Here is a 17,526-nt window from a genome sequence, read left to right as displayed (position 1 = left end):
GCAGTCAGTTGTGGCAGAGACAGAACAGACAGACGAACCTTGCTACGGAGCATTTCAGGGGAGCGCATATGCACATCAGGGGCGACCACGCCGAGCTGGTCGTCGGGGGCCGCCTCGACGTCCGAAGCGCGGCGGACGCCCGTACGGCCCTGCACTCGGCCCTCGACGACGGCGTCGGCGACCTGGTGCTCGACCTGACCGAGCTGGATTCCTGGGACGCCACCGGACTCGGCGTCATCATGGGCGCACACCGCCGGGCCGGGCGGGCCGGGCGGCGACTGGTGCTCCGCGGCGTGCCGCCGCAGATGCAGCGCCTGCTGGTGGCGACCCGGCTGCACCGCATCCTGGCCATCGAGGGCGGAATCGCCGCGGACTCGCTGCCACGCGTGTAGCGAGCCTCCGACCGGCCGGAGCGCCCGGTCCGGTGAACGGCCGCCGGTCGTGCGCCGCGGCCGAAAGCACACAATCCGCACGAGAGCGTGCGCTTCGGACGGCGTGACCCCCCGACTGTGCGGGGACACCGTGCGACGGTCTAGGGTTCGGCCCGTCCGCCGATTGACGAACCCACCGGGCGGACACCGGACCGGAAGCGACAGCGGGGCGTGCGAGGCCGGAGGGGCAATCGTGCGCGACGCGTCTGGGGGCTTTGGCGATGGACCCGACACACCGGGGACCGGAAGAGTACGGCCGGGACAACGACAGCTTCGGTGAGGGGCCCGGCCGCAGGCGGCCGGCCCGTGACCAGCTGACCCCGGACCCCGGTCAGCCGACGCCGCCGCAGGCGCGGGTCGTCCGGCTCATATCGGGCGACTACCTCCTCACCGTCAACCCGGTCGACGGCAGCGAGGTCGAGCTCTGCCCGCCGGGGGAGCAGCCCGGCCCTCCCACCCGGCGCACCGCCGCCGGACGCGCCGACCGCGAACGCGCCACCGCGCCGCCCGTACCGCCGGGCCCGCCCGCTCCCCAACTGCCGCTCCTGGAGCGTGCGCAGGAGCGCGAACGACTGGTGCGCCTGCTGGCCCAGGGCCGCTCGGTGCGGCTCACGGGACCGGCCGGATCCGGCCGTACGGCACTGCTGGACGCCGTCGCGGCCGACTGCGCGGACCTCGCACCGGACGGAGTCGTACGGCTCAGCGGCTACAAGCGGACCGCCACCGACCTGCTGTACGGGCTCTTCGAGGCCGTCCACGACGCACCGCTGCACCGCCCCGACCGCGCCGGACTGCTCGAAAAGGTCCGCAGCATCGGGGCTGTCGTCCTGCTCGACGACCTGGAGTTCGGCGGGGCCCCACTGGAGGAGCTGCTCGACGCGACACCGGAGTGCGCCTTCCTGTTCGCGACGGTTCCGGAAGTCGCCGCGCCCACCACGGACTCGCACCTCGAAGAGGTCTTCCTCGCGGGCCTCGGCCGCAGCGCCGCGGTCGACCTGCTGGAGCAGGCCGTCGAGCGTCCGCTCACCGACGAGGAGGCGAACTGGGCGGGAGACCTCTGGTTCGAGTCCGAGGGGCTGCCGCTGCGCTTCGTCCAGGCGGGCGCCCTGCTGCGCCAGCGCGACCTGCTGCGCACCGACCCCGATGCCTACGGCGAGTACGGCGGCCGCGACGGCCTGCCCGCGGACGTCCCCTTCGGGCACGACCAGGCCGTCGACGGTGTCCACATCCCGCTGCCCAGCCTCGGGGAGGGCGCGGCCCCCGCCGCACTGCTCGCCTCACGGCTGAGCGGGCCCGCCCGCGACACCCTGCGCTTCGCGGTGGCCCTCGGCGGCGAGGTGCCGCACCAGGCGCATCTGCCGGCGCTCATCGGGGACACCCACGCGGACGCCGCGCTCGGTGAACTGGCCGGCTGCGGGCTGCTCTCCCCGGCCGGTCCCCGCTACCGGCTCGCCGCCGGAGTCGTCACCCAGCTGGAGGCCGCCGGATACGGCGAGGACGCCACCGACCGGGCGCGGACCGCGGCCCAGCACTACGCCTGGTGGGCCGGTCACCCCTCGGTCACCCCCGAGCGGGTGACGGCCGAGGGCGACGCCGTCGTCGCGGCGATGGCGCAGCTGGTGCCCGGCGACGGGGCGGGGCAGACCAGCGTCGCCGTGCTGCTGGCCCGCAGCGCCTCGCCGGCCTTCGCGGCGGGCCTGAACTGGGGGGCCTGGGAGCGGGCGCTGCGGATCGGCCAGGAGGCGGCCAGGATTGCCGGGGAGGTCGCCGAAGAGGCGTACTTCCACCATGAGTTGGGCGTCCTCGCGCTCCTGGCCGGAAATCCGGACCGGGCCAGGGCCGAGCTGGAGACCTCGATCAGCATGCGCGGTGTGCTCGCCGACAAGTCCGGCGCGGTGGCCGGACGGCGCGCGCTCGCCCTGGTCGCGGACCGTTCCGGCGGCCCGCTGCCCGTCGTCCTCACCCCGCCGGGAGACGAGCTGCCCGTCCCGCGGACCGAGGAGCCGCCGTCGGCACCCACCCGTGCGACGCCGTCCGTGACGCAGACGCTGTCGGGGCCGTACCAGGCCGCCCCCACGGTGATTTCGCGGCAGAGCGCCGCCAAGGCCGCCGGGGGAGCGCGGGGAGGCCGGTTCGCGGTGTTCGCCGGGGCCCGGCGCAATCTGGTCGCCACGGCCGCGGGCGTACTCCTGACCGGGGTGCTCGGCACCGTCGTCGCGCTGGGGCTGACCTCCGGCGACGACGACGTCCAGGGGAACCAGGACGTCACGACCGAGCAGTCGCGGAGCCAGGACGACGGCGAGGACGAAGTCCCGGCCGACAGCCCGGCGGACGGCTCGACGCCCGGCTCCGCCTCATCCAGCGGCAGCGCGGCGACGCCCGGACCGTCCGGCGGCGAGCCCACGCCGAGCAGCAGCGGTACGCCGTCCACGGACCCCACGGGACCGAGCGACACTCCGTCGTCGGACACGCCGTCCAGCGGCAAGCCGTCGTCGCACCGGCCGACCAAATCGACCAGCCCCACGAAGTCGTCCACACCGACGAAGTCGCCCAGCCCGACCGCGAGTCCGACGGACACCGGATCCCCGACCCCGACGGACACGGCCACCGAGCCCGAGCCGTCCTCGCCCGACACCTCCGACTCGGCGAGCGGGCCCTCCTCGTCCTCATCGGCGGCGGTGAGTGCGGACAGCAGCCCGACGGTGGCCTGAGCCGCCCCGGAACCGACGAAACGCCGGACGTGACACACACGTCCGGCGTTCGGGGACCGGGGGCGGGGGAGCGGGAAGGGTCAGAACAGCCGCAGCTTGTCGTCCTCGATGCCGCGCAGCGCGTCGTAGTCGAGAACGACACAGCCGATCCCGCGGTCCGTCGCCAGCACCCGCGCCTGCGGCTTGATCTCCTGGGCCGCGAAGATGCCCTTCACCGGAGCGAGGTGCGGATCGCGGTTGAGCAGCTCCAGATAGCGGGTCAGCTGCTCCACACCGTCGATGTCGCCGCGCCGCTTCAGCTCCACGGCGACGGTCCGGCCGTCGGCGTCCCGGCACAGGATGTCGACCGGCCCGATGGCGGTGAAGTACTCACGGCGGATCAGGGTGTAGCCCTCGCCGAGCGTCTCGATCCGGTCGGCGAGCAGTTCCTGCAGATGCGCTTCCACGCCGTCCTTGATGAGACCCGGGTCGACACCCAGCTCATGGGACGAGTCATGGAGGACTTCCTCCATCGTGATGATCAGTTTCTCGCCCGCTTTGTTCACCACGGTCCAGATGCCCGCGGTGTCGTCGGTGCCCTCCTTCAGAGTGCACGGCGGTGACATCCAGTTGAGGGGTTTGTACGCCCTGTCGTCGGCGTGGATCGACACGCTCCCGTCCGCCTTCACCAGGATCAGACGGGGAGCGGAGGGCAGGTGGGCCGTGAGCCGGCCGGCGTAGTCCACGGAGCAGCGGGCGATGACGAGACGCATGGTCGGCAACGCTACTCGACGAGGGGTGCTCCACGCGATTCTCCCCCTGTCACACCCGTCACCCTGCTTGCGTCCGAGGGGTGCCTTTCGGGCTTGCCCCTCTTTGCGCCCCTTCGTTATTGGCCGGTTGTGTTCCCAATCTCCTGGTGCGGCCAGGACTGCACCCTTACCGTGGAAGCAGGAGGTCGTCGTCCGTGTACGCTGCGTCGCCGTCCTCCTTCCCAGCCCGTAAGGCCCCGGCCCGGCGTCGGGGTCGCGAGAGGAGAACCCATGTCGCTCGACGTCTCACCGGCGCTGTTGGAACAGGCCGAGCGAGGCGAGGTCGACGAAGCCGACTTCGTCGACTGCGTCCGGACCTCCCTGCCCTACGCATGGGAGATGATCAGCTCGTTGGTGGCTCAACTGAAGGTCGACGGCGGGGAGTTCGCCGACAACCAGACGCCGCCGCCCAACGAACAGGCACGTGGTCAGTTGCTGCGCGCGCTCGCGAGTGATGCGATACGCGGCGCGCTGCAGCGGCACTTCGGGGTGCGCCTGGCATTCCAGAACTGCCACCGCGTCGCAGTGTTCCCGCTGGACTCCTCGGTCGACGAGCGTCTGGCCCGATTCACCTCGGTGCGGGGCCAGTTGCTCAACCAGTCGCCCGAACTACGGGACTGCTAGGCCCTGTCCGGCCCTGAACGGCCGGACAGGCCCTGAACGCCTCTGCTGCCGTTCCGGGCCGCCCATCGGTGCACCTGGCTCCGGGGCGGCAGCGCCCGTACCTCTTACGACTCGTCATGTGAGCAGCGGGAGCACTTCGGTGCCCAGCAGCGCTACGTTCTCCTCCGTGGCCGCCAGATCTCCCGATCCCTCCACCAGGAGCGCGAAGCGGGTGATGCCTGTCCGCTCGGCGGTGGCGGCGAGCCGGTCGGCGGCGAGCCGGGGCGGGCCCACCGGATGAAGGCCGCACAGCAGCTCCGTGTACGCGACCGGATCGCGCATCACCCGGTGCCGGCCGTCGACCGTCACATGGGCGTCCAGTCCCTGGCGCAGCCAGCCCGGCATCGCCTTCACGAGCATCTCCACCGCCTCCTCGGGACGGTCGGCGATCTGGGCCACCCCCGCGGACACGTGCCCGGCCTCACGGACGCTCTCGGGCGAGCGACCCGCGGCGAGCGCGGTGGAGCGCCACAGGGCGACCATGTCGGCCTTCTCCTGGTCCCCGCAGTGCATCCCGAGCAGCATCGGCAGGCCTTTCTCCGCGGCGAGCTTCACCGTCTTCGGAGAGGTGCACGCGACGACCACCTCGGGGCCGCCGGGGTTTTCGCCGCCGTCCCCGGCGAGCAGTTCGTCGGCCCGGGGGACCACGGCGACCTCGCGGAAGCCGTACCGCTCCCCGCGCCCGGCCACCCGCGGCTCGCCCAGCCAGTCGAGCAGCAGCTCCAGGGACTCCGGGAAGCCCTTCTCGTACGCCTCCAGGCCCCCGCCGAACACCTCCAGATCCACCCAGGGGCCGCCCCGGCCGACGCCGAGGGTGAATCGGCCGCCGCTGGTGAGATGGAGCAGCGCGGCCTGTTCGCCGAGCGCCACCGGATGCTGGGTCGGCAGCACGCTCACCGCCGTGCCCACCCGGATTCTGCGGGTGCGGCCGAGCAGCAGCGCGGCCAGGGTGACGGCGGACGGGCAGACCCCGTACGGCACGAAATGATGCTCTGCCAGCCAGACCGAGTCGAGTCCGGATTCCTCCGCGACCTCGGTGGACCGGATCGCGCGGTGCAGCGCTTCCCCCGGCCCCTGCCCCGGAAACTGGGCTGCCAGTACGAACGTTCCGACACGCATCGCCAATTGCCTCCTTGCGGCCGACGCGGCTCTCCCCTATTGAGCAACAACGCCTGACACGTGCCAAAGGCACGGTCCGCCGGCAAGGTTGTTGCGATTTTCCGGTAACTCACCCCGCCCGGTACGTCGCCCCGCGAGGCGCCGGACGCCCGCGTCGGCCAAATGGCCCTACGCTGGACGGGAACTGCCCAGACCACCCTGTGAGGTGTACACGTGTCCCCGCGCCGCAACCGCCCCCGAGGCGGCGAGAGTCCCCACGACAGCACAGCGGAGCCGGGGGCCAGGTACGGCGGTGGAGGGCGTGCCGAGGAGTGGCAGGGCGAGCAGTGGTCGGTCCGTCCGGTGAGCGGCGCGAGCGCGGCGGGCAAGCGGTACCGCTGCCCCGGCTGCGACCAGGAGATCCCGTCCGGCGTCCCGCATCTGGTGGCCTGGTCCGAGTACGGCGGGATCGACGACCGCAGGCACTGGCACAAGGCGTGCTGGAACGCGAAGGACCGCCGCACCACACAGGTGCAGCGGTCCAGGAACGCGCCTCGCTACTGAGCCCCTCCGGGCGGGGACGGGTCAGACGTCCCGGCGGTCCAGGGTGGCGAACGCGCAGAGCATGGCCACGGCCGTGACGCCGAGCATGATCCACAGCGGGTCCCAGCCGGTCGGTCCCGAATCGGCGACCGAGGTGGAGTAGAAGGCGCTGAGCTGGCTGGGGATCGAGTACTCGAAGAGCTTCATCCGCAGGCCGGAGAGCGACTCCGCGAACATGAACATGGCCAGCACGAGCGGCAGCAGCACCACTCCGATCATGATCGTGATCGCCCCGGCGGAGTGCCGGATGAGAGCGCCGACCGCGAGCGAGAGCAGGCCCAGCGTCGCGGTGTAGAGGCCGACACCGACCGTCGCGCGCAGCCAGTCGCCGCCACTGGGCGCCGCGCTGTCGATGAACGCCGTCTGCAACACCGCGACCAGCGCGGTCGTCACGGTCGTGATCACGAAGGTGAGCAGGAAGAAGACGATCGCCTTCGCGCTCAGCACCCGCGCACGGCTGGGGCAGGCGGTCAGCGTCGTACGGATCATGCCCGTGCCGTACTCCGACGCGATGGTCATCACGCCGAGCGTGATCACACAGATCGAGCCCAGCAGCACCCCGAAGAAGCCGAGGCTGAGCACCGGCGTCGAGCCGAGATCGGTATCGGCGGCGTTGACCGTGACCGCGGCCAGCAGCCCGATGCCGAGCAGCAGCACGATCATCACGCCGAGCGTCCACATCGTGGAGCGCACCGAGCGGATCTTGGTCCATTCGGAGGCGATCGCGTCGCCGAGGGTGGCCCGGCGCACCGGGATCGGTGAGGCGTAGAGACCGGCCGGTGCGGCCTGCGGGCTCTGCTGCGGGGCCGGGGCCTGCTGGTGGTACGGCGCCTGCGGGGTCGGCGGCGTTGTCATCGGGCGTCCTCGCTGGTGTCGCGCTTGGTCAGGTCCGGGGTGGCGGCGGGCTCGGCCGGGGCTCCCGCGTACGGGTTCTGTCCGGGCGGCGGCGGGGCGTACCAGTTCTGCTGCGGCAGCTCCGGGGCCGGCGGCTGCGGCGCGCCGTACCCCGGCTGCGCGTACCCGTGCGGCGCCGGCTGCTGCAGACCCGCCTTCTGGTCCGCCGTCGAGCGATAGTCCACGGCGCCCTGGGTCATCCGCATGTACGCCTCCTCCAGCGAGGCCTGGTGCGGCGAGAGCTCCCACAGCCGGACGTCCGCCTCGTGCGCCACATCGCTGATCCGCGGCAGCCGCAGCCCGGTGACCCGCAGGGCCCCGTCCGGCTCGGACATGACCTGTCCGCCCGCCTCGGTGAGCGAGGCGGTCAGCTTCTCGCGCTGCTCCGCGACGCCGTCCGCGACCCGCACCCGGGCGAAGTCGGCCGAGTTGGCCGAGATGAAGTCCTTGACGCTCATGTCGGAGAGCAGCTGCCCCCGGCCGATCACGATCAGATGGTCGGCGGTGAGCGCCATCTCGCTCATCAGATGGCTGGAGACGAAGACCGTACGCCCCTCGGACGCCAGCATCTTCATCAGATTGCGGACCCAGAGGATGCCCTCGGGGTCCAGACCGTTGACCGGTTCGTCGAAGAGCAGCACCTGCGGGTCGCCGAGCAGCGCCGCCGCGATGCCGAGCCGCTGGCCCATGCCGAGCGAGAACCCCTTGGACCGCTTCCGCGCGACGTCCTGGAGACCGACGACTCCGAGCACCTCGTCGACCCGGGCGGCCGGGATACCGGCGAGCTGGGCCAGCGAGAGGAGGTGGTTACGGGCGCTGCGCCCGCCGTGCACCGCCTTCGCGTCCAGCAGCGCACCGACCTGGCGCGGGGCGTTCGGCAGGCTGCGGAAGGGGTGGCCACCGATCGTCACATGGCCGGAGGTCGGCTGATCCAGGCCCAGGATCATGCGCATGGTGGTGGACTTGCCCGACCCGTTGGGACCGAGGAATCCGGTGACGGCGCCCGGCCGCACCTGGAAGGAAAGGTTGTACACGGCCGTCTTCGCGCCGTAGCGCTTGGTCAGGCCGACTGCCTCGATCATGCTCCAGCCCCATCGACTCACATCTGTCGTCGGGGCCCAGGCCGAGCGGCCGCACGCCCCCGTAAGAGTTAGGAGGATATCCAGGCATTGACGGTTCCGGCCAAGCCGTTGCGGATCCGCGCCGCGTCGCGGCGGACCGGACGGAAGGCTTCCGTGCAGGTCGGACGCACCGCCCGCCGGTCCTCCGCCCGCGCTCCGCGAGCGGTCACGCGTCCCGCTTCTTGAGTACCAGGTAGCCGCCGAGCAGCGCGGCCGCCACCCAGGCGACCAGAATCCCGAGCCCTCCCCACGGCCCGTACGGAGCCGGATTGCTGTTCATGGCGTCGGGAACCACCTGCATGATCTTGGACCCGGCCTGGTCGGGGAAGTAACGGGCGACCTGCTCCGCCCCCGGCACCGCCGACAGGATCTGGGAGACCAGGAAGAAGAACGGCATCAGAATGCCGAGCGACAGCATGGAGCTGCGCAGCATCGTCGCCACACCCATGGAGAAGATCCCGATCAGCCCCATGTAGATGCCGCCGCCGACGACCGCGCGCAGGACATTGTCCGCGCCGATGTCCGTGCGGTGGTCGCCGAGCAGGGCCTGCCCGAGGAAGAACGAGACGAAGCTGGTCGCGATGCCGACCACCAGGGCCAGCACACCGGCCACCGCGACCTTGCTGAACAGGAACGAACCGCGCTGGGGCACGGCCGCCAGCGAGGTGCGGATCATGCCGGAGCTGTACTCCGTACCGACCACCAGCACCCCGAAGACGACCATGGCCAGCTGGCCGAGGACCATGCCGGAGAAGCTGATCAGGGTCGGGTCGAAGGTGGCGCGCTCCGCCACCGGGAGGTCGTCGAACTGGGAGTTCATCAGGGCGCAGAGCGCCGCGCTCATCGCGACGGTGACGACGAACGCGGAGATCAGCGTCCAGACGGTCGAGGAGACCGTACGGATCTTGGTCCACTCGGAGGTCAGGACCGCGGGTACCGATGCCATCGTCGTCACACCCCCTGGCCGGTGTCGGTGGGGCCGACCGGTCCGCCGCCGGTCCGCTGGTTCCACTGATCGCCCCACTGCGGGCCCGTGGGCGGTGGCGCCGCGGCGTGGTCGGAGTGCGCGTGGTACTCCACCGAGTCCGCCGTCATCTGCATGAACGCTTCCTCCAGGGAGGCCCGTTGGGCACTCAGCTCGTGCAGCACGATCTGGTGCTGCGCGGCGAGCTCGCCCAGTGCTTCGGTCGTGGCGCCGTCGATCTCCAGCGTGCCGCCCCCCGTCTCGACCACGATCAGACCCGCCTCGTGCAGCACGTCACGCAGCCGCTCCTGCTGCGGCGAGCGCAGCCGCACATAGCTGCGGGAGTTCTGATGGATGAAGTCGGCCATCGATGTGTCGGCGAGCAGCCTGCCCTGGCCGATCACGATCAAGTGGTCGGCGGTGAGGGCCATTTCGCTCATCAGATGCGAGGAGACGAAGATCGTCCGGCCTTCCGCCGCGAGCGCCTTCATCAGATTGCGGATCCAGTGGATGCCCTCGGGGTCCAGACCGTTGACCGGTTCGTCGAAGAGCAGCACCTGCGGGTCGCCGAGCAGCGCCGCCGCGATGCCGAGCCGCTGGCCCATGCCGAGGGAGAACCCCTTCGACTTCTTCTTCGTCACCGCGGTCAGACCGACGGTGTCCAGCACCTCCGCGACCCGGCTCTCGGGGATGCGATTGCTCTGCGCGAGACAGAGCAGATTGTTGTACGCGCTGCGTCCGCCGTGCATCGACTTGGCGTCCAGCAGCGCCCCGATGTACTTGAGGGGTTCTTCCAGATCGCGATAGTGCTTGCCGTCGATGCGCACCGAACCGCTGGTCGGGTTGTCGAGATCGAGCATCATCCGCATCGTCGTGGACTTGCCCGCCCCGTTGGGCCCCAGAAAGCCCGTCACCATTCCGGGTCTGACCCGGCAGGAGAGCCGGTCGACGGCAACCTTGTTGCCAAAGCGCTTGGTGAGACCATCGAGCTCGATCATGCGTTCACGCTAGAACGGCCGCGCGCCCGGCGCCACCACAAGGGCGGAACCGGGCGCGCAAGGGGTACAGCTGACGTACTCGGGGTCAGCGGCCCTGCTGAGCCGGGACACCACGGGTGACCGGCTCGTCGTCGGCGGGGGTGCCGGCCGCGGCGACCGCGGCACCGGTCAGCGTGGCCAGCATCTCGCGGACGTTGGTCAGCTGAGCGTTGATCGAGTCGCGGCGGTTGGTGAGTGCCGCCAGCTCGCGCTCCGATTCGCTGCGGATCCGGTCGGCCTTGGCGTTCGCGTCGGCCACGATGTCCTCGGACTGGCGCTGTGCGGTCTCGACCGTCTGACGGGCCCGGCGCTCGGCGTCCGTACGGAGCTTCTCGGCCTCCAGGCGGAGCTGCTCGGCGCGGTGCTCGATCTCGGCGAGACGCTTCTCGGCCTTGGCCTGACGGGACGCGAGGTCGCGCTCCGACTGGTCGCGGCGCTTGGCCAGGTTGGTCTCGAAGTCCGCGGCGGCCTGAGCGGCCTTGGCGCGGGTCTCCTCGAAGAGGGCATCGGCCTCCTCGCGCTTCTGCGCGGCGTCCTTCTGCGCCTCCGTGCGCAGCGAGCCGGCCTCACCCTTGGCCTTCTCGACGATCCGGACGCCCTCGTCCTCGGCCTTCGCCTTGCGCTCGGCGGCGAACGTCTCGGCGTCGTTGCGCACCTGCTGGGCGGCCGACTCGGCGAGCTCACGGTGCTGCTCGGCGGCGCGACGGGCCTCCTCGCGCAGGTCCTTCGCCTCCTCCTCGGCCAGGCGGAGGATCTTCTCCACCCGCGCGCCGAGACCGGCGTACGACGGCTCCGCGTCGTTCACCTGGGCCTGGGCGTTCTGCGTTTCGAGGTGGAGCTCCTCGATGCGCTTTTCCAGCGACGTGATGCGGGTCAGGGCACTATCACGGTCGGCGACGAGCTTGGTAATGCGGTCATCCACCTGACCGCGGTCGTATCCACGTCGCACGAGCTCGAAGCCGAAGGGGGAGGAAGGGTCGCTCATGGGGTTCCTGTCGAATGAGACCGGTGAGGTGTTAGGGGGAATCCTAGGGGCCGGAACGGCGTGTCATCGAGCGGATGCCCTTTTGGTCTGGAGAATGACACCTCTTTTGAGTGGCTGACCCCCGCAACTCTTGCCACTCGGAGGGTTGAACGTTCCTGTCGCAGCACGGGAACTGACAAGGTGACTACCCCTCGGACGACTTGCCACTCGATCGAGTGCCCGCCGCGGCCCCGGCCTTGACGCTACCGGAGGAACCGCCCGAGCCCTTGCCACCGCCCGTCGGCGTCTCGAAGGACTCCAAGGCCTCCAGCACGTCCTGGACGCGGGAGATCTCGGTGTTGATGTCCGCGCGTCGGCGCACCAGCAGATCGAGCTCGCGCTTGCCCTCGTCGACCGTGCGCTTCGCCTCGGCCTCGGCGTCGGCCCGCAGCTTCTCGGCCTCGCGGACCAGCGTGGCCTTCTTCTGCTCGGCCTCCTTCAGCAGCGACTCGGCCCGCTTCACCGCGGCGATCCGGACCTTGCTCGCCTCCGAATTGGCGTCCGCCAGCAGCTCCTTGGCCTTGGCGGCCGCCTCGTCGCGCTGTTCCGTCGCCGCCTTCATCAGGTTGTCGACGCGCTCGCCCGCCGTCTTCATCTGCTCGGACGTCTCCCGCCGGGCCCGGTCGTGCAGTTCCTCGATCTCGCCCTCGATCCGGGTCCGCAGCTCCTCGGCCCGCTCCCGGATCGCCGTGGCGTCCCGGCGTGCGCCGACCAGCAGCTCGTCCGCGTCCGTACGGGCCCGCTCCACCAGGGAGTTGCCCTCGACGGTCGCCTCCGAGGTGATCCGCACGGCCTCCTTGCGGGCCGCGCCGACCATCGTGTCGGCCTGTTCCTCGGCCTCGGTGGCGGCGCGCAGCGCCTCCTCCTGGGCCTTGTTGATGAGCTGATCGGCCTGCTCCGCCGCATCGGCCCGGCGCTTCGCCGCGGCCTCCCGGGCCTCGTCGAGCAGCCGGTCCGCCTCCTGGCGGGCCTCCGCGCGCATCTGCTCGGCCGCCGACTCCGCCTCGGCGCGCACCCGCTCCGACTCCTCGCGGGTGCGGGCCGCGTGCTCCTGCGCCGAGCCGACGGTGGCCGCCGCCTCCGCACGCAGCCGCTCGGCCTCGTCCGCGGCCTCGTCCGACAGCCGGGCCGCCTGCTGCTTCGCCTCGTCGACGAGCGCGGTGGCCCGCTGCGTCGCCTCTTCGACGAGCGCGGTGGCCCGCTGCGTCGCCTCTTCGACGAGCGCGGTGGCCTGCTGCGTCGACTCCCTGCCGATCCGCTCGGCCTCGCTCGTCGCCTCGCCCACCAGCCGGTCGGCCTGGGCCGCGGCGTCGGAACGCATCCGGTTGGCGTCCTCGCGGGCCTCGGCGCGGCTGCGCGCGGCGTCCTGCTCGGCCGAGGCCAGCGCGTCGGAGGCCTCGGTACGCATCCGCTGGCTGTACTCGGCGGTGTCCGCCCGCAGCCGCTCCGACTCGGCGATCGCGTCGGCGACGGTCCGCTCGGCCATCGCCTTCGCGGCCTCGGACTCCTCCTGTGCCTCCCGGCGGATCCGGGACGCGTCCTCGCCGGCCCGCTCCCGCTCGGCGTGCGCGTCGGTGCGGACCCGGTCCGCCTCCTCCTGCGCCTCGGACTTCGTCCGCTCCGCGACATGCTCGGCGGTCGAGCGCAGCCCGGCGATCTCCGCCTCGGCCTGCTCCTGCAGCCCGCTGACCGAATCCCGTACCTGCTGGGCGGTCTGCTCGGCCGCGGAGACCAGCTCGGTCGCCCGGCTGTCCGCCTCCTCGACCAGACGCTGCGCCTCGGCCTGCGCCTGCTCGACCCGCTTTCGGGCGGAGGCGAGCAGCTCCTCGCTCTGCTCACGGGCCCGCTCGCGCTCCTGGTTCGCCTCGGTGCGCGCCGCGTCGAGGGTCTCCTCGGACTCCCGGCGGCGCCGGTTGGCCTCCTCCTGGGCGGCGGCCAGCGCCTCGGCGGCCTCCGTGCCCACCCGCTCCGCGGCGGCGGCGGCCTCGGACCGCACCCGGTCGGCGCTCTCCTGCGCCTCGGACTTGAGCCGCTCGGCCTCGGCGGCCGCCTCGGAGCGCAGCCGTACGGCGACGGACTCGCCCTCCGCACGCGACTGCGACGCATCCGCCGCGGCCTCGTCACGCAGCCGCTCCGCCTCGGTCTCCGCCTGCTCCCGCAGCGTCCGGATCCGCTCGGCGGCCTCCGCGCGCAGCCGCTCGGACTCCTCGTTCGTCTCGCGCCGGATGCGCTCCGCCTCGGCGCGCGCGTCGGTGAGCGCCTGCTCGGCGGCGGCGACCCGGGTCTCGGCCTCGCCATGCAGCCGGGTCAACTCCTCGGTCGTCTCCGCCTGCCGGGCGGCGACCGCGCGCTCGGTCTCCTCGCGCAGCTCCGCCGCCGCCCGCTCGGCCGCGGTGGTGGTCGCGCCGGCCTGCTCCTCGGAGTCGGTACGCAGCTGCTCGGCCTCGGCGCGGGCGCGCTCCAGAGCCTCCTCGGCCTGCTTGCGCAGCGCGCCGGCCCGCTCGGCCGCCTCGGTGCGGACCCGCTCGCTCTCGGTGCCCGCGGTGGAGCGCAGCTCCTCCGCGTCCGCCTTCGCCTTGGCCAGCAGCTCCTCGGCGGTCTTCGCGCCCTCCTCGATCTGCTGGACGGCCTCGCGGCGGGCCTCGCCGCGGATCCGCTCGCCCTCGGCGACCGCCTCGGAGCGCAGCTGCTCGGCCTCGCCGCGCAGCCTGCGGGCCTCCTCCTGGAGCTCGACCGTCTTGGCCCGGTACTCCTTGGTGTCGTCCTTGGCCGCACCCTTGAGCTGATCGGCCTGCTCGGCGGCCTCGCCGCGCAGCCGGTCCGCCTCGGCCTCCGCCTCGCGGCGGATCCGGTCGGCCTCCTCGCTCGCCGCCCTGGTGGTGGACTGTGCGTCCTCGGACGCCTTGGTCAGCACCTCCTCGGCGCTCCTGGCGGCCTTGGCGAGCTGGGCCGCGGTGTCCTCGGCTGCGGCCGTGCGGGCCTTCTCGGTCGCCTCGGACTTCAGCCGGTCCGCCTCGGCCCGCGCGTCGGCGAGCGCCTGCTCGGCCTCCGCCTTGAGCGTCTCGGCGTCCTTGGTCGCCTCGCCGACCAGCCGGGCGATCTCCGACTTGGCCGTGCGGGTGCGCTGCTCGTTCTGCGACTCGGCGGCGGCCAGCCGCTTGACCGCGGCCTCCTTCGCCTCGGCGGTGACCTTCTCGGCCTCCAGCCGGGCCTCGCGCAGCCGGGTCTCGGCCTCCTGCATGCGCTGCTCGGCGGCCCGGTTCAGCTCGGCGGTCTGCTGCCGGGTCAGCTCGGTCTCGGCCGACGTGGACGTACGCAGCCGCTCGGCGTGGCTGGTGGCCTCCTGCGCCTGGCTGGAGGCGGCGTCCAGCAGCCGTTCGGCGTCCTTGCGGGCGCGCAGCAGGATCGCCTCGGCCTCGGTCCGGGCCGTCTCCGCCTCGGAACCGAGCCGCTGCCGGGTCTCCTCCGCCAGCCGGCTCGCCTCGGCGCGCGCGGCCGCCAGGGACTGCTCGGCCTCGGCCCGCGACTCCTCCAGCAGCCGCCGGGCCTGGGACTCCGTCCTGGCCCTGAGCTGCTCGGCCCAGGCGACGTTCTCGTTGACGTGGGACTCGACGGTCTGGCGGCGCTCCGCCAGCTCCTGGTCGAGCCGCTGGCGCCGCTGCACCGCCTCGTTGTGCAGCTCGGCCTGGAGCCGTGCCTGGTGCTCGGCGTGCTCCTGAAGGATCCGCTGCGTCTGCGCACGGGCGTCGCGGAGCTCCCGCTCGGCGTCGGTCCGCAGCTGCTCCGCCTGGATCTGGGCATTACGGAGCAACTGCTCGGCCTGATAGCCGATGTCCGCGCTGTCGTACGCGGGACGGGTCGCGAGATTGCGCCGAGCCTCGTGCAGCTTGGCGCGCAAGACCTCGACCTGGTAACCGAGGTCCTCGGCGTGCTGGACGGCCTTCTCCCGGTCGGTCTTCAGCCGGTCCATCTCGGCTTCGAACCGCGAGAGGTGGTCGTCGTCAGCTCGGTGGCTCTCCTGGCGTTCGTAGCCCCGCACTGCGCGGTCCCATCCGTCCCCTGGTCGCAACTCTCCAACGAGTACCGTTCACCGGTGAACGGTCCCCCGGGGAATGGTGACAGATCAACGGCTGGGGACGCGGCGCGGCCCCGACCCGGCCCCGGCCCGGAGCAGCCCACTCTACCGGGCCGGGTATCCGCCGGGTCAGTGCTCCGCTGCGGAGGTGACCAGTTCGGTGAGGACGCCGTGGCAGTCCTTGGGGTGCAGGAAGGTGATCCGGGACCCCATCGATCCGGTCCTCGGCTCCTCGTAGAGCACCCTGACCCCCTTCTCCCGGATGTCGGCGGAGTCGGCGTCGACATCCGCGGTGCCGAAGGCGATGTGGTGGACGCCTTCGCCGTTCTTCGCCAGCCACTTGCCCACCGCGGAGTCCTCCCGGGTCGGCTCCAGGAGCTGGAGGTAGGAAGCGCCGCCGTCGGACGTATCGTTGATCTTGAGCATGGCCTCGCGTACGCCCTGCTCCTCGTTGATCTCGGAGTGGAACACCTCGAACCCGTAGGTCGAGCGGTAGAACTCGACGGTCCTGTCGAGGTCGAAACAGGCGATCCCGATGTGATCGATTCGCGTCAGCATGGAATCAGTGCAGCGCGACACGGATGGTTACGCAACGTGCGCGCCGTCACACCCGCTGCCGGATGACGGGCGAGGTACCGCTCAGTACATTCAAGTAAACCCTCGTTCACTCCTCTCATCACAAGGGGCGCCCCTCATGTCTGGAACGACCGGTACCACCTCAGTGATCGTCGCGGGCGCGCGTACGCCCATGGGCCGCCTCCTCGGCTCGCTGAAGAGCTTCTCCGGCGCCGACCTCGGCGGCTTCGCCATCAAGGCCGCGCTGGACCGGGCCGGCATCGGCGGCGACCAGGTCGAGTACGTGATCATGGGCCAGGTGCTGCAGGCCGGTGCGGGCCAGATCCCGGCACGCCAGGCCGCGGTCAAGGCGGGCATCCCGATGAACGTTCCCGCGCTCACCGTGAACAAGGTGTGTCTGTCCGGGCTCGACGCGATCGCGCTCGCCGACCAGCTGATCCGCGCCGGTGAGTTCGACGTCGTCGTCGCCGGCGGCCAGGAGTCCATGACGAACGCCCCGCACCTGCTCCCGAAGTCCCGCGAGGGCCACAAGTACGGCGCGATCGAGATGCTCGACTCGATGGCGTACGACGGTCTGACCGACGCCTACGAGAACATCCCGATGGGCGAATCCACCGAGAAGCACAACACCCGCCTCGGCCTGAGCCGCGCCGACCAGGACGAGATCGGCGCCCTCTCGCACCAGCGTGCCGCCGCGGCCCAGAAGAACGGACTCTTCGAGGCCGAGATCACCCCCGTCGAGATCCCGCAGCGCAAGGGCGACCCGGTCCTCTTCGCCAAGGACGAGGGCATCCGCCCCGAGACGACCGTGGAGTCCCTCGGCAAGCTGCGCCCCGCGTTCGCCAAGGACGGCACGATCACCGCGGGCACCTCCTCGCAGATCTCCGACGGTGCGGCCGCGGTCGTCGTCATGAGCAGGGCCAAGGCCGAGGAGCTGGGCCTGGACTGGATCGCCGAGATCGGCGCCCACGGCAATGTGGCGGGCCCGGACAACTCGCTCCAGTCGCAGCCCTCCAACGCCATCAAGCACGCCCTCAAGAAGGAGGGCCTGGAGGTGGCGGACCTCGACCTCATCGAGATCAACGAGGCGTTCGCCGCGGTCGCCGTCCAGTCGATGAAGGACCTCGGCGTCACCCCGGACAAGGTGAACGTCAACGGCGGCGCCATCGCGCTGGGCCACCCGATCGGCATGTCCGGCGCCCGGGTGGTGCTGCACCTGGCGCTGGAGCTGAAGCGGCGCGGCGGCGGCACCGGTGCGGCGGCGCTGTGCGGCGGCGGCGGTCAGGGCGACGCACTGATCATCCGCGTTCCGGGCAAGTAACAGGCAGTACGCGGTACGGACAGAGCACGCAGCGAGTGAACGGAGCGGTGATGGTGGACGTCCCCACCCTGGTCGAGCAGGCACGTGCGGGCCGGCCGCGGGCCGTGGCCCGGCTCATCTCCCTGGTGGAGGGGGCGTCGCCGGAGCTGCGCGAGGTGATGGCGGCCCTGGCGCCGCTGCCCGGCACCGCGTACGTCGTCGGCCTGACCGGGTCGCC

At 71.8% G+C, this 17,526-nt stretch carries 14 protein-coding genes and 1 pseudogene; 6 read left to right on the top strand and 9 right to left on the bottom strand.

Annotation, left to right across the window (positions count from 1 at the left end):
* Window positions 1-68: 68 nt before the first annotated feature.
* Both ABZY11_RS12295 and ABZY11_RS12290 read left to right on the top strand, forming a co-directional pair.
* Window positions 69-392 carry an STAS domain-containing protein gene (locus ABZY11_RS12295; protein ID WP_072486732.1) on the top strand — a complete coding sequence of 108 codons (324 nt, stop codon included), beginning with the start codon at window positions 69-71 and terminating at the stop codon, window positions 390-392.
* 260 nt (window positions 393-652) lie between these two features.
* Entirely contained in the window at window positions 653-3,142 is a 2,490-nt protein-coding gene (locus ABZY11_RS12290; RefSeq protein WP_356479070.1) for an ATP-binding protein, read from the top strand.
* 80 nt (window positions 3,143-3,222) lie between these two features.
* Here the strand turns inward: ABZY11_RS12290 and nucS are convergent, their stop codons facing one another.
* Entirely contained in the window at window positions 3,223-3,894 is a 672-nt protein-coding gene (nucS, locus tag ABZY11_RS12285) for an endonuclease NucS (protein WP_356479069.1), read from the bottom strand.
* A 270-nt stretch (window positions 3,895-4,164) separates the two neighbouring features.
* Here nucS and ABZY11_RS12280 point away from each other — a divergent pair, with 270 nt between their 5' ends.
* Window positions 4,165-4,557 (top strand): SCO5389 family protein, encoded by a 393-nt coding sequence (locus ABZY11_RS12280; protein WP_326767867.1) that lies wholly within the window; start codon window positions 4,165-4,167, stop codon window positions 4,555-4,557.
* A gap of 114 nt (window positions 4,558-4,671) precedes the next feature.
* On the opposite strand, the gene ABZY11_RS12275 is transcribed toward ABZY11_RS12280, so the two are convergent.
* A complete protein-coding gene (locus ABZY11_RS12275) occupies window positions 4,672-5,715 on the bottom strand; it encodes an LLM class flavin-dependent oxidoreductase (protein ID WP_356479068.1) in 1,044 nt (347 codons plus the stop codon).
* Between the two features lie 213 nt (window positions 5,716-5,928).
* Here ABZY11_RS12275 and ABZY11_RS12270 point away from each other — a divergent pair, with 213 nt between their 5' ends.
* The gene (locus ABZY11_RS12270; RefSeq protein ID WP_326767869.1) at window positions 5,929-6,258 is read left to right on the top strand and encodes an ATP/GTP-binding protein; all 330 of its coding nucleotides are present in this window, start codon (window positions 5,929-5,931) and stop codon (window positions 6,256-6,258) included.
* 21 nt (window positions 6,259-6,279) lie between these two features.
* On the opposite strand, the gene ABZY11_RS12265 is transcribed toward ABZY11_RS12270, so the two are convergent.
* The 7 genes from ABZY11_RS12265 to mce all read right to left on the bottom strand — a co-directional run bounded on the left by ABZY11_RS12265 (window position 6,280) and on the right by mce (window position 15,970).
* Complete coding sequence (locus ABZY11_RS12265; RefSeq protein WP_356479067.1) at window positions 6,280-7,152, bottom strand: ABC transporter permease subunit; 873 nt, start codon at window positions 7,150-7,152, stop codon at window positions 6,280-6,282.
* A complete protein-coding gene (locus ABZY11_RS12260) occupies window positions 7,149-8,273 on the bottom strand; it encodes an ATP-binding cassette domain-containing protein (RefSeq protein WP_356479066.1) in 1,125 nt (374 codons plus the stop codon). Before ABZY11_RS12260 ends, ABZY11_RS12265 begins: the two co-directional genes overlap by 4 nt.
* 205 nt (window positions 8,274-8,478) lie before the next feature.
* Window positions 8,479-9,258, bottom strand: a complete 780-nt coding sequence (locus ABZY11_RS12255; RefSeq protein WP_356479065.1) for an ABC transporter permease — start codon at window positions 9,256-9,258, stop codon at window positions 8,479-8,481.
* A gap of 5 nt (window positions 9,259-9,263) precedes the next feature.
* A complete protein-coding gene (locus tag ABZY11_RS12250; protein ID WP_356479064.1) occupies window positions 9,264-10,274 on the bottom strand; it encodes an ATP-binding cassette domain-containing protein in 1,011 nt (336 codons plus the stop codon).
* Window positions 10,275-10,359: 85 nt separating this feature from the next.
* Entirely contained in the window at window positions 10,360-11,298 is a 939-nt protein-coding gene (locus ABZY11_RS12245) for a cellulose-binding protein (protein ID WP_072486740.1), read from the bottom strand.
* 184 nt (window positions 11,299-11,482) lie between these two features.
* On the bottom strand, window positions 11,483-15,376 hold the full coding sequence (gene scy, locus ABZY11_RS12240) for a polarized growth protein Scy (RefSeq protein WP_356479063.1): 3,894 nt from the start codon (window positions 15,374-15,376) through the stop codon (window positions 11,483-11,485).
* A gap of 165 nt (window positions 15,377-15,541) precedes the next feature.
* The gene (gene mce, locus ABZY11_RS12235) at window positions 15,542-15,970 is read right to left on the bottom strand and encodes a methylmalonyl-CoA epimerase (RefSeq protein WP_093544046.1); all 429 of its coding nucleotides are present in this window, start codon (window positions 15,968-15,970) and stop codon (window positions 15,542-15,544) included.
* Window positions 15,971-16,106: 136 nt separating this feature from the next.
* Between mce and ABZY11_RS12230 the strand changes: the two genes are divergently transcribed.
* Both ABZY11_RS12230 and ABZY11_RS12225 read left to right on the top strand, forming a co-directional pair.
* Window positions 16,107-17,309: an acetyl-CoA C-acetyltransferase gene (locus ABZY11_RS12230; RefSeq protein ID WP_356479062.1), complete on the top strand. Its 1,203-nt coding sequence runs from the start codon at window positions 16,107-16,109 to the stop codon at window positions 17,307-17,309.
* Window positions 17,310-17,359: 50 nt separating this feature from the next.
* Window positions 17,360-17,526, top strand: a pseudogene (locus ABZY11_RS12225) (methylmalonyl Co-A mutase-associated GTPase MeaB); the annotation flags it as partial.

Origin of the sequence: Streptomyces sp. NPDC006510, from assembly GCF_040611955.1 — a bacterium.
Classification (GTDB): Bacteria; Actinomycetota; Actinomycetes; order Streptomycetales; family Streptomycetaceae; genus Streptomyces.
This window is presented reverse-complemented; position numbering and strand designations above follow the sequence as displayed.